This window comes from Butyrivibrio sp. (assembly GCF_024699075.1).
On record NZ_JAILQF010000263.1, the window covers coordinates 1 to 13615 of the forward strand.

General features: G+C 38.4%; 5 protein-coding genes. 3 read left to right on the forward strand and 2 right to left on the reverse strand.

Going from position 1 to position 13615, the window contains the following annotated elements:
* Window positions 1-392 precede the first annotated feature (392 nt).
* Window positions 393-1436 carry a J domain-containing protein gene (locus K6G87_RS10890; RefSeq protein ID WP_296836972.1) on the reverse strand — a complete coding sequence of 348 codons (1044 nt, stop codon included), beginning with the start codon at window positions 1434-1436 and terminating at the stop codon, window positions 393-395.
* 796 nt (window positions 1437-2232) lie between these two features.
* Between K6G87_RS10890 and K6G87_RS10895 the strand changes: the two genes are divergently transcribed.
* Window positions 2233-10590: a rhamnogalacturonan lyase family protein gene (locus tag K6G87_RS10895; RefSeq protein ID WP_296836975.1), complete on the forward strand. Its 8358-nt coding sequence runs from the start codon at window positions 2233-2235 to the stop codon at window positions 10588-10590.
* Window positions 10591-10854: 264 nt separating this feature from the next.
* Window positions 10855-11085, forward strand: coding sequence for a hypothetical protein (locus tag K6G87_RS10900; RefSeq protein WP_296836977.1), 231 nt, complete (start codon window positions 10855-10857; stop codon window positions 11083-11085).
* 139 nt (window positions 11086-11224) lie between these two features.
* On the opposite strand, the gene K6G87_RS10905 is transcribed toward K6G87_RS10900, so the two are convergent.
* Window positions 11225-11971, reverse strand: a complete 747-nt coding sequence (locus K6G87_RS10905; RefSeq protein ID WP_296836981.1) for a hypothetical protein — start codon at window positions 11969-11971, stop codon at window positions 11225-11227.
* 229 nt (window positions 11972-12200) lie between these two features.
* Between K6G87_RS10905 and K6G87_RS10910 the strand changes: the two genes are divergently transcribed.
* Entirely contained in the window at window positions 12201-12719 is a 519-nt protein-coding gene (locus K6G87_RS10910; RefSeq protein ID WP_296836984.1) for a methyltransferase family protein, read from the forward strand.
* Window positions 12720-13615 lie beyond the last annotated feature (896 nt).

The following is a 13615-nucleotide window of genomic DNA, read 5'->3' on the forward strand; positions in this document are numbered from 1 at the left end:
TCCATCCCAACATAAACTATAGTATTCATTGTGGCCTCCTTTTGTATGTGGTAATCCCTGTTACCTTGATTTTTCCCAATCTATAGATTACAGGTAAATCCACGAATCTACAAACTGGAGGTCACTTCATATTGTCTAAAAATAAATTCGGATTAACGCATATATATGAATTGTATCACGAATACGCAGAAAAGTGAGAAGGTTATAATTAATTTAAACAAAAAAGATAATCTCTTTGAGCTGCACCTCAAAGTCAGATCTAAAAGACTAACGATTTGAGGAAGATACAAAGAGATTACCTTTTTATAAATTTCTATTTATTTGTTTTTATAACGATGTAGCCAGAAAACCCATTATATAAAGGTTATGGGAGTTCAGGATAGAGAGTTTTCTTAACCGGCCAGCTTTTCAAATTCCTTAAGCTTATCGCAGGCTGCCTTTGAAAGATTCTTTGGTACTATAACTTCTATGGTTACGTACTGGTCACCGCTTTTATCCTTTTGCCCCATTACTGGTACACCTTTGTTTTTAAGCCTTATCTTGCCACCTGAGGGCATTCCTTTTGGAACCTGACACATTACCTGGCCATAAATGGTATTTACTTTGATCTCGCCTCCAAAGACAGCAGTGGTAAATGGAACTTTCGCAACAGTATATATATCAGAGCCTTTTCTCTCAAATCCTTCTTTTGGTAAAATATGGACTCTCAGATACAGATCACCCGTTCTTTGACCCATCTTGTTACCTTTTCCTTTTAATCTGATGCTTTTGCCATCTTCTATGCCTGCAGGAATATGAACCTGCAAGGTAACAGTCTTGCCACTATCTTCTGATAGCTTTAATCTGCGCTCGGCACCAAAGGCGGCATCCTCAAAGGAAACATCAATATCTGAGTGGATATCGAGCATTTGGGAATCATTCGAATGATAATTGGGGGCATCTTCATAATAATATGAGCCATTTGCATAATCCCTATCATCAAAACCGCTGTCAAAGCCATTTCCATTAAAACTGCTGTTATTAAAGCTGTCTCCATTAAAATGAAAATGGCTTTTACCAGAAGATCTTCTACCTCCAAACATGCTACCAAAGATATCTCCGAATATATCTTCCATATCCCCGGGATCACCTGAATAATTAGTATAATAGGTCCTGTATCCATTTGAATCAGAATATCCTGTTCCTTGATTTGAAGCGCCTGGACCTCCTGCTTCAAATGCATCGAAGCCATAGGTGTCATAGAGCTTTTTCTTCTCAGGATCGCTAAGGACAGAATATGCCTCGCCTATTTCTTCAAATTTCTTTTTAGATTTCTCATCTGCTCCTGCAGTATCCGGGTGATATTTTTTGGCAAGCTTTCTATAAGCCGACTTTATCTCCTTGTCGGTCGCATTTTTACTAATCCCCAGAACATCATAATAATCTCTTTTTGCCATCCAGCATCGCCTCCTTCCGACAATGCTAATATTCTTTAATCAGTTAAATATCTTCAAGTCATTTAAAGTAAGTCAATGTAGAATTCATTTGGTACATGGCCTATTTCCTACAGAATCATTTTTATGAAAATTGCAGAAAAAGTATCTTCTCAAATATGCAATTAAGAAGATATCTCAGCCTAATCACTACAAGTAAATTAATTTAAACCTCTTGTTACTTATGTTCTATCACACATAGAACAATAACTCAAGCATTAAACTCTTTTATATCTATTAAATTTTAGTGAAAAATTTTTCTTCTCACGAAAGAGGTAGCCCAAAAGAAAGGCATACAAAATACTCAAGCTGTATATAAAAAAATATCCATTGCGAATTTGAATATCCGAGGCAGCCTATAAAGGATTTTCGCGTTCTTTAAGAATCTTATTTAATTCAAGAGCTGAATAGATGAAATTTTATATTCTGTTTGGGATCCACCTGTCTGAGCGTAAGCGAGTTTGGATCCCGGAATATAAAATTTCAGATATTAAGCCTTGAATTGTAAGATTCTTAAGACAAGAAAAACCATTATAGGCTGCCTCGGATATTCAATCCCAAAGGACAGTTTTTAATGAACAGCTTGAGTATTTTAAAAATAGCAATATCTGATAAAAGGTCGATATTGCAAAGTCTTTGTGCCAATATGCATGGAAACAGATTCGCTTTACAATTTACAATTACAATTAACGCAAGTTACCCATATATACCAATTGTATATATGACTTGCAAACTAAATATCATATGGGAGGGAGCAAGGGTGTTTAACAAAAAATGGGGTACCAGGCGCATTATGGCCATTATTATGTCCGTAATTGTGCTTGAACCAGTGGTTTTGTCGACCACGTCAACTGTTTCTTATGCAGAGGAGATGTCGGGCTCAGTAGATAGTAGTATAACTGGTGCATCAGATAGTTCCTCACAGGATTCTTCTTCAAATGATGATTCTGAGAGTGATCAGAACACAAATCAGGATTCATCAGGCACAGGGGCGGGTAATGAAGAAGATGACGATTCTGCATCAGACAATTCTTCTACAGCATCAACTATTGAGTCATCAAATGCAGATGATTCAACAACAAGTGGTTCAAATGATGATGAAAACAATTCTTCATCAAATGCATCAGCTGCAACTGCATCAACAGGAGATTCATCAGATGTTTCATCAAGTGCATCAACAGGCGATTCATCAGATGCTGCATCAAGCGCATCAACTGGTGATTCATCAGATGCAGCTTCAAGTGCTTCAACAGAGGCATCAACTTCAAAGACTAAAGGCGCAGTACTTGGCGCTACAAGAACAGTTTCACCGATGGAAGACCAGGGTGATGATGGCTACGAGAACTTTACAAGTGATACTCAGGTGGCAGATTTTGTCTTTGGTACAGATGGAAATCTGACATCAGAAAGTGCTTATGATAGTGAAAATGGCTATGGCTTTAGCGACGTAGACTATAATACTGATCCAACAGGGTGGTCAGGCGGCGTTTATTACGAAAGACAGGCCAATATCACAAGTGGAAGTTCAAACTATGTTTCTGATTCTGAAGACTATCTTGAAATAAAGTCAAAAGTCTGGACAGAAACAGAAAGTACAGGATACGGAGTATACACATATGAGAATACATCAACACTTGATGTAGATCTTTATAATGCTGATTATAAAGTTGAAGTAACTCTTGTTAATCCTACAAGTTCTTCTTATACAGCTTCTTTAGAAGCAGAAGATATAAGCCAGGTTACTGACATTACACTTTCAGCAGGTGCAGAATCCACATCGACTTATGAAGTCAGCCTTATTGACGGAACTTTAAATCTTAAGTTCCTTGCTGCAAGCTCTGCAACATCTATAGATGCTGCGGCAACTTCATCTGTTTATGTAAAGGAAGTTGTTATTACAAGACTTTCTACAGATAGTGCTTCTTCAAAGCCTATAATCTATGTTGCATCTGACTCAACTGTTCAGACCTATGATTCTTATTATTATCCTCAGACAGGATGGGGACAGACTTTCTACAACTGGTTTGGAGATCTTGTTGAGGAGAGAGAATCTGATAATGCTTCATTTTCTCAGGCACAGGTTTATGAGTCTGAGAATGCTACCATAGATAACCGCTCTATAGGTGGTCGTTCAAGTAAATCTTATGTTGAAGAGGGTAAGCTTGAAGATGTTCTTGAAGACATAAATCAGGGAGACTACCTCTTCATTCAGTGGGGACATAATGATGCTACAGCATCAAGACCTAACAGATATGTATCTACTTCAGATTTTTCCAAGTGGATCATGATGTATGTAAATGGTGCTTATCAAAGAGGTGCTACACCGGTACTTGTAACACCTGTTTCAAGATACAGCTATACTTACGACTCAGATGGCAATCTTACCTGGAAGTCAGACTTTGAAAGTTATCGCCAGGTAATGATCGAGATTGCAAATGAATATGATATTCCGATCATTGACCTTACGAGTCGTTCGGGAGACATCTGCGAAAGCTTTGGAGCAGAAGGTGCTAAAGCTCTTTTCCTTACAGGTGTTGAAGCTGGTGATTATACAGAAGGCGCATATACAGGCGGATCTTCAGACTGTACACATCTTCAGTGGTATGGTGCATACAAGTTTTCTCAGGCAGTAGCACAGGGAATAGTTGATTATGCCAATAACACAGATAATGACTACAAGCTTGTAGATACCTGTAATGAACAGCTCGATGCTCTTGCATCCCTTGTAGAGATAGCAACTGCAACAGATGCTCCTTCTAAAGTTACAGGACTTGAAGTTACAAGTAAGGGCTCAACAAGCGTATCACTTGCATGGGAGAGTGCAGAAGGCGCAGAACTTTACTACATCTACAGAGCAGAGCTTTCAGATGGTGTAAGCGCAGATGATATTGATTTTTCTTCTTTGGAAAAATATTCTGTATCCTCCAAGTGCACCTATACAGATTCAAGCTGTGAAGCAGGTACAACATATGTATATGCAGTAGCAGCCTATAACAGCTACGGACTTGGAGATATATCAGAAAGCATTGAAGCTACAACCAAGACAGCTGGATACAAGTTTGACTTTAACTACAATTCATCTCCCACAATGGACGGATGGACAGGAGTAACACAGAGTCAGGCTTATAGTGAAGAAGCCGGATATGGCTGGATCAGCGCACCAGGCAATGGCCGTTACAGAAGTGGTAATGGTAAGGAAGATTCATCAGATATGGCTGATGACTTCTGCCTTGGAACAGGTGAATTTGCTGTAGATCTTCCAAACGGAAGCTATGAAGTTACAATCTATGCAGGAGATCTTCTTCCTGGTACAAGTACCATCAAGTGTGCTTATACAGCTGAAGGTGTATCTATAGGATCAATTGCATGTAAGCAGTCAATCGGTTCCTGCACAGCAACAGTAAGTGTAACAGATGGGCAGCTTAATATAGTAGTAGGTGGTACCAATAATTACATTAATGGAATGACTATCACAAGTCTTCTTACAGCACCAGGTAACCTTACTATTACAGAGCTTTCATTTAGCGATACAACTGCCTCATTCCTCTTTGCATTTAATACAGTAGAAGAGGCTGTAAGTTATAGTGTATATCAAAAGACAAGTTCAGATTCAGACTACAGCGTTGTTAAGACTTATACAGCAGATGAACTTGTGACTAATGACCTTGATTGCAGAGCCATGGTAGCAGATCTTGGCGAAACATATTCATACTATATGACCTGTACTACAGCAGATGGTGTAGAGTCTCCTTCTAGTAATGTTGTTACAAAGGAGATGCTTGATTCATCAGTTCAGGTTCCAAGCGCTGTTGAAAATGTTGAATGTACAAGTCCAAAAGAAGATGCAACAGAGCTTCAGAATAGTATAACTCTTTCCTGGGATGCCAATACCACTTCAGAAAAGGTTATCAAGTATGTGATCTACAGAAGTGAAAAGGCAGAAAGCGACAAGGCATTTAAAGAATTTACAAAGATTGGTACATCTACAACTACAACATTCACAGACTCCAAAGATGTAGCAACCAATATTCATTATTATTACAAAGTGGCAGCAATGAACGCAGGCGGCATCGGCGAGATGTCAGATGTCTGCATCACTCCTATTGTCGGTAATCTTGTTGCAGGCGGTCTTGAAACATATTCTTCAAGACAGGTTGTTGCTATAAGCCTTTCAGGAAGTGCCGGAGCACAAACACATGTATCTGCTACTGATTCTGAAGGAAATGCTGTTACAAGCGGTGTATATCTTAGCTGGAGAGCTTATAAAGAAGATTTTAGTTCTAACAATCTTACAACTACATTTAACGTATATCGTAATGACGTAAGAATCGCTACTAATATAAGCTCTACCAACTGTATTGATGAGGGCGGATCTTCCTCAGATGTTTACAGAGTTGTAGGCTCTAATGACAGCTCACTTGGACTTAAATGCATAGGAACAGTCGTATGGGATGACCAGTACATTGAGCTTCAGCTTTCAAAGCCTGATGATCAGACAATGCCTGATGGAAGCACATGTACATATACAGCCAATGATATGTCAGTAGGCGATCTTGACGGTGATGGTGACCATGAACTTGTTGTTAAGTGGTATCCAAGTAATGCCAAGGATAACTCAGGTTCAGGCTATACAGGTACAACATTCCTTGATGCTTATAATGTAGACTTTGCTAGTGGAAGCTGTGAACTCATGTGGAGAATAGACATGGGTATCAACATCCGTTCAGGTGCTCACTATACCCAGTTCCAGGTATGGGACTATGATGCTGACGGAGCCGCTGAGATAGCAGTTAAGACAGCTGATGGTACTACAACTTATGACAGCGATCTTAATGAAACAGGTTATGTTGGAGCATGCTCTATGGCTGATCTTAATACCTCAGCTGTATCAGATGAAAACGATTATCGTAATTCATCAGGATATATTCTTGACGGACCTGAGTATTTTACAATGTTCAATGGTGAAGATGGTACGATCATTGATACAGTAGAATATACTCCTTCAAGAGGTACTGTATCTGCGTGGGGAGATGGCTATGGTAACAGAGTGGACAGATTCCTTTCATGTACAGCATATCTTAATGGAACAACACCATTTGCAGTATTCTGCAGAGGTTATTACACAAGAACATGTCTTACAGCTTACTATCTGTCTACTGCAGATGATGGAACCCAGTCAATCGGAACATATTGGACATTTGATACCAACGATGCAGGTTCCCAGTACGAAAGTCAGGGCAACCACTCTGTAATAGTAGCTGACGTAGATGGCGATGACAAAGATGAGATAATCTATGGTTCACTTACACTTGATAATGATGGAAGCGTTCTGTATTCAACAGGTCTTGGACATGGTGATGCAGAGCACGTAAGTGATTTTATAGAATCTAACGATGGCCTTGAAGTTATGGATGTTCATGAGCATGATGATGCAACCTATCATGTTGAGATTCATGATGCAGAAACAGGCGAGATCCTTTCAGGATACTATACAGGTAAAGATACAGGACGAGGCATGGCATCAGACATTGATCCTACATCCAAGGGCGCTGAGTACTGGTCAATAGCAGATCCCAGCTACTCATCCAATGATGAGCCTTCCTGGAATTCAAGAAACGCAAGCGTATATTCAGGAGAGTCAGGTGTTTATAATTCCAGCGATGAAGATGGATCCAATCTCATTGTACTCACAGAAGGAAGCACACCTGCTGTAAACTTCTGCCTGTATTGGGACGGAGACCTTCTTGCTGAAATGCAGGATCATACCTTTGATTCTTCAGCATACGCTCCTCTTACAACAACTATAGAAAAATGGGATTATGAAAACGGAACATCCTATACCCTTTTTGAATCTTCAGAAGTACTTACATCAAATGGCACAAAGGGAAACCTTGGACTTGTAGGTGATATCCTTGGAGACTGGAGAGATGAGATCATTGCAAGATGCGCAGATGATCCATCAAAGATCAGAATCTATTCAACAACAATTACTACTGACTATGTAATTCCATGTTCTCTCACAGACCTTCAGTACAGAGAAGCAATTGCATGGCAGAATGTAGGCTACAATCAGCCTGCACACACAAGCTATCTTATTTCAAATGGCCTTATAACTTCTTCACTTTCGGAAGGCGATGTAACAGCAGACAGTATAGAAGTTCTTTTTACAGAGGCTTGTGACGGTGCTACATACGGACATGATGTTGAAGGCTATAGCGTTTACAGAGCAGATGTAACTACAGATTCTGAGGGAAAAGAACTTGTAGGCGACTATGAAAAGCTTGAAGAAATAGACATTGACGATCTTCAGAAAGGCTCTGCAGACGGATCATCATCTAAAGATTCTGACAGCTCAGAGTCAGACCCTGTATATCTTAAGTTTGACTTTGGATCAGGAGACGTAGAAGATGGCTATACACAGGTACTTGCAGATACAGCTTACAGTACATCTTCAGGATATGGATTTAGCCAGGATACTTTGGACACAGTTGCACTCTCTAACAAGACATACAAGACCTGGAATGACGAGGACAATGCAGCACTACTAAATGATTCTGTATTTGGCTGGATCCAGAATGGAAGTGCAGAATTCGATGTAGATCTTCCGGATGGAACCTATGAAGTAACATATATTGTTGCAAACGGATCAGGCGCTTATTATCAGGAAGTGTCTCTTGAAGGAACAGTGGTATCTACAACTTCAAATTTCAGACACGGAAGAACAGATACAACAACTGATCAGATTACAGCAACAGTTACAGTATCAGACGGAACTCTTAACATTGTTTCAACAGTAAGCAAGAAGGATTACTGCGCACTGTACTTTACAGGAATTGAGATCAAAGATGTTACCTATGATGAGTGGCTTTTGGAAAAAGAAGCTTCTGAATCAGAATCTGAAGCAGATGAAGATACAAATGAAGACCTCTATTCATTTGTTGATGATACTGTAGAAGCAGGAAGCAGCTATTCATATAAGATCGCAGCGGTAGTAGATGGTAAGGATTCATATAATTCAAGAGCACTTACAATAACAAGTGGAATTGAAGTAGCAGGTGTAGTAGACAGCGATATCTCTTTTGACATACCAAATTCACTTGAGTTTGAAGATGACGAAGCTCTTGAAGATTACATCATATCACTTAAATCATCCTATGCTGTTAAAGATAGTGATGGCAATGAGTCAAGCCTTCAGGTAAAGAGTATTGATGTATCAGGAATTGATATGTCAACAATAGGAAGCTATGAAGCGTATGTTGCTCTTAAGGGATACAGCGAGACTGTTAAGATCACAGTCAATGTAGTTGAAAATGTTGCAACTGGATTTGCAGAAATAGAAGATATTACAGTAGTTGTAGGAACAAGCGTAACTCTTCCAGAAACAGTTGAGGCAACATTCCTTGACAATACTACAAGCACTGCACAAGTAACATGGGATACTTCTGAACTGGATATTAATACAGTTGGTATATATACACTTAAAGGAACTGTAGAAGGAGCAGAAGATGGAACATATGTAACTGTTACAGTTAATGTAGTAGAAGATTATGTAGTATCAGCAAGTGATGTCTATGTAGAAGCTGTATGCGGCGGTAATGTAGAAGATTATCTTCCGGAAACAGTATCAGCTACTTATTACAGTGGTGAAGATAAAGCTGTTGAAGCTACATATGATACTTCATCTGTCGACATGAATACATGTGCAACATACAGTATTCCTGCAAGCATCGAAGGATCAGATATTACATTTACTCTTTACCTTGTAGTAAGATACGAAGCACTTTATTCATTCGACTTTGGTATCTCTGCTTCTAACAGCGCTGATGGATGGACTACTCTTACAGCTAATGCAAAGGGTGGCACCAAGACATTTGACGAACTTGGACTTACATATTCAGAAGAAAAGGGATATGGCTTTACTGATGGAACAGCTACAAGTCAGGGAAGAAAAGAAAGCTATGAATATACACAGGGAGTAATTCCTCAGAATGTATATACTGATTTCATCATACCTGATGGACAGACCTTTGTAGTAGATGTTGAAAATGGTAATTATGAAGTTGATATCATTTCAGGTTCATATTACAAGTCAACAGTAAAAGCTACTATTGAAGGTACATCAGTATCTGTTTCAAATACAGCAGCTACTTATACTATAGGAACATATACAGTAAGTATAGCTGATGGACAGCTTACAATTGTGTTTACAGAAGGTGCAACATCAAGACTTGATGGTATTGTGGTAAGAAAAGTAGGTTCTACATACAATTCATCAGGTGAAGGTACAGGTGATGATACAGAAGAGGATAATCCTGAAGTAGGTACTGGTACAGATGAATCATCAGAAAGTACTGATAATGAAGAATCTTCTGATCAGGACGATCAGGAAGAGACAACAGGTTCTACATCAGGTTCTGAAGAGACAGATTCCTCAACAAGTACTGATGAGACAACCACAAGCGGATCCTCAACAAGTTCAGGATCAACAACTACAAGTGGATCAACAAGTTCAGATACAACCTCTGACACAAGTGGTTCATCATCAGATACAACTACTTCATCAGGCACGACTACATCCGGTACCACATCATCAGATACAACTACTTCATCAGGTAAGACCAGTGCTGATACAACAGCTACTAATGCTGATGGAACAACAAGTTCTGGCGATACTACAAGTTCTGACGATGTTCTGGTTGCTGACGCAGGTGATGAGCAGGGAGAAGTTGCAGGAGCAACAAGAAAGGAGCCTACAGGAAGCTCATCTTCATCAGATAATACTGATGCAGACACCCAGACAGGTAGTGAAGCTGAAGGAACACAAAAGATAGTATCAGAAGTAGAAAATACAGATGATGAAAATTCAGATAATAAAGAAGATTCTGAAACTGTAAATAATACAGAAACAGATACTAATACAGATACAGAAGAAGGATCCGGAACAGGTACAACAGAAGATAGTACTATTGAAGATGATGATACACCTAAGGCAGCTTCTCCTGTTCAAAGAGGAGTAACAGTAGCAGTTGTTATTGCTGTTATTGCAGGCTTTGTTACTGCCGGTATCAAGAAAGGTTTTTGGATTAAGATCTTCAAGATCATAGGATTCTTCAAATAATAAGTCCTTTGGATGTTAAGTTGCAGAAGTTCTTAATTGCAAAAAGTTAAGGCGTAAACTAATACATGTGAATCAGCAAACAGGTCTTTTGGCAGAAATATCGCAAAGACCTGTTTGTTTTATTGATAATTAATTGACGTAAGGTGCACAAATGACATATTTATAAGAGTTAAATCGCATAAAATACTATGTATTTAACCTTAATTGTGCGATAATATGGACTTAGAACAAAGATATAGTCTGCAAGGCAGAAAGGAGACTAACATGTTTAATATCTTATTTTCATTATTTTTGCTTTGGATCCTTTGGGGATTTATCAAATTCGCATTTAAAGCTACATGGGGACTTTTTAAGATTTTAGGAGTAATTATAGCTGTTATAGCATTCCCTGTTTTATTGGTTGGACTTATAGTTGGAATTGGGGCATTCCTTATAGTACCGATCGTTCTTCTTGCTTGCGGCTTTGGATGCATTTATAAAGCAGTAACTGCATAAAGGAGTTTTTAATGGATGAATTAATAATATCAATATCGATAATTTAGAAAGTTTAAACGCATGAAAGAGCTGGCAGTTTTTGCGGCAGGTGATGCAATCTCTAAATTAAGGAAATATCAAGTGGTTCACTATACTTAAATTAAAATTCGCCAAGGTTATCAAGTGTATCAATAACTACAACGCAATCAGAATTAACATGAGTCATAACGAAGTACATCTGATTAATAGGGATCGCAACACAGCCGCCTGTGAAGGGCTTTCTGTCTCCAAAGCAGTGAAGGAATATAGCAGAGCCTCTTCCGGCAGTTCCTTCTTCGTTGAAACTTATATTCAAACAGTATTGGTAAGGATATGTGTAGTCAATGATGTGTTCGCTGTTTTCAAGGTCAAGATCAGGGTAGTCATTAATACTTACCATCTCGTTGTATTTCATGCCATCGCGCTGATCGCCTGACCAGTAAATATCATCAGTTACTTTAGTATATGACATAGAACATCCGGGATCATCAGCTATTCCGAAAGCTTTGGTAAAGTGATATGTTCCAACGGGAGTCTGGCTGCATCCTTCTACGTGATCTTCATCGGCACAGTATCCTTTTTTTCCAATAAATCCAGGAGTTGTCATTATCATCTTCCAGGTTCCGTTACTATCTTTTTCGTGCATAGAAACCCATGCAGTTGTATCTCCATAAATAGCGACTACGAAGAGCTGATTGGCATCTTGGGCCTGATCAAGTGAAGTCACCCATGAAGGAGAATCATCTGCTTCAAGATTTAGAAGCTCTCGCGGGGTAGACAAAGAAGCATCGGTTGATGCTTTATTACTTCCGCATCCTGTAAAAAGAAGAACAGATGCAAGAGCAAGTATTGATACTAATTTCTTCATGTAATACACACCTCCTACAATTATTATCCATTTTGTTTAATAAAATATATGACTGTATATAATATCGGATAATTAGAAGATAAATATTATTTCAAATAAAATTGCTTATAAGAACTGTATTTTGAACAAGAAGAGTAGTATTATTAATGCGTGTTAGTTATTGCTAACAACTATATTTTTATAACGAGCAAAAAGCGAAGCGTTTTGCGAGTTTAACTGGGAGGACGAAATGATTTTAAAAAACTACACTAAAAAAGAGCAAAAGCTTCCGCTATTTGGCATAGGGCCGGCGTTAATGCTTGGAATTGGCGCATTTAGCGCTGTCTCAATGATATTGGCCGTTTATGTTTTTAAGATAGGGGAGCTGCCTGGGATATGGATCATAATATCTAGGATAATTGGAGCAGTCTTTATTATGCTTGGAGTATTAATATGGTTCTTTGGAGCTGTTAAGTCGGATATCGATGATAACATTATAGATAACAGGCTTAGTACAAACGGTATTTTTGCATATGTAAGAAATCCTATGTACAGCGGAATCTGGATGATGATAACAGGAATAAGCTGTATGTGGCACAATCTATTCGCAATTCCTGTCTTTTTGATCAACTGGCTCATACTTACAGTAGTTCTTAAGCAAACTGAGGAGAAATGGCTTCTTTCTTTGCATGGAGCTGAATATGAAGAATACAAAAAGCATGTCAACAGACTTATCCCATGTATTAGAGCGTATGTTCATATGAATTAGAATTACATATATGTATTTATAAACATGTCGAAATAACGTTATGTAAGTTCATTATATGAGGTGGGTGCCAAAAGTACCTTTTGACACCATATAAGCATGATTGATTTTGGCCTATGAATGAAAAATAAAAAAGTTAACTAAAAACCGATATTTTATTGTCATATAACCCAAAGAGTGTAAAAATAATATATAAGAAGCTTTAATATGCAGCTAAAGGAATGCTTTTTATATTATGAGGTAGGTGTCAAAAGTTCCTTTTGACACCATATGACTACCGGATTGTTTCGTTTCTTCGAAACTCTCACATCTACGTTCCACTCCGGTCGGCGCAAAACAGACATCCCCAGGATGTCTTGCGCCCTAAAACATTCGCAAACGCTTCGCTTTTTGCTCGTTATAAAATCACTGCTGACGCAGTTCTATGGGTACGGGCTTATAACCTCGCACCCGAAATCAAGATCTTCCCACCACCAAAAGGTGATGAATTATCTTGTTCATTTTATATATTATCTTAAAAAAGCAAAATAAATCAATCCCAAACAATATATATCATTGTAAATATTCAGCAACAGACTAATATAAAAGTTACGGATCGCTTAAGGCAAAGCAATTTTATACCGAAATAAAGATGGCATGTTCAGTAGCATCAGCCTTTATATTCGGTAAAGCGGCTAATGATTTTACAGATATTTAAACAAAATCTGTATATGAACCAGCCTACAGTTTAAGGTATGAGGGGATATTATGAAAATCAAAAAAAATCAATCGGCAATGAGATGGTTCTATTCATATCTCAAAAAGTACACTTGGAAGGTAGCTCTTGGTCTTGTACTTGTAACAGCTACTTCTGTTCTGGCAATAGTAAATCCCAAGATCACAGGTTTCATCGTAGATGA

Coding starts and splice junctions, on each gene's coding strand:
- K6G87_RS10900 (WP_296836977.1), top strand. CDS start 10,855: ATGTTTAATATCTTATTTTCATTATTTTTGCTTTGGATCCTTTGGGGA.
- K6G87_RS10890 (WP_296836972.1), bottom strand. CDS start 1,436: ATGGCAAAAAGAGATTATTATGATGTTCTGGGGATTAGTAAAAATGCG.
- K6G87_RS10905 (WP_296836981.1), bottom strand. CDS start 11,971: ATGAAGAAATTAGTATCAATACTTGCTCTTGCATCTGTTCTTCTTTTT.
- K6G87_RS10910 (WP_296836984.1), top strand. CDS start 12,201: ATGATTTTAAAAAACTACACTAAAAAAGAGCAAAAGCTTCCGCTATTT.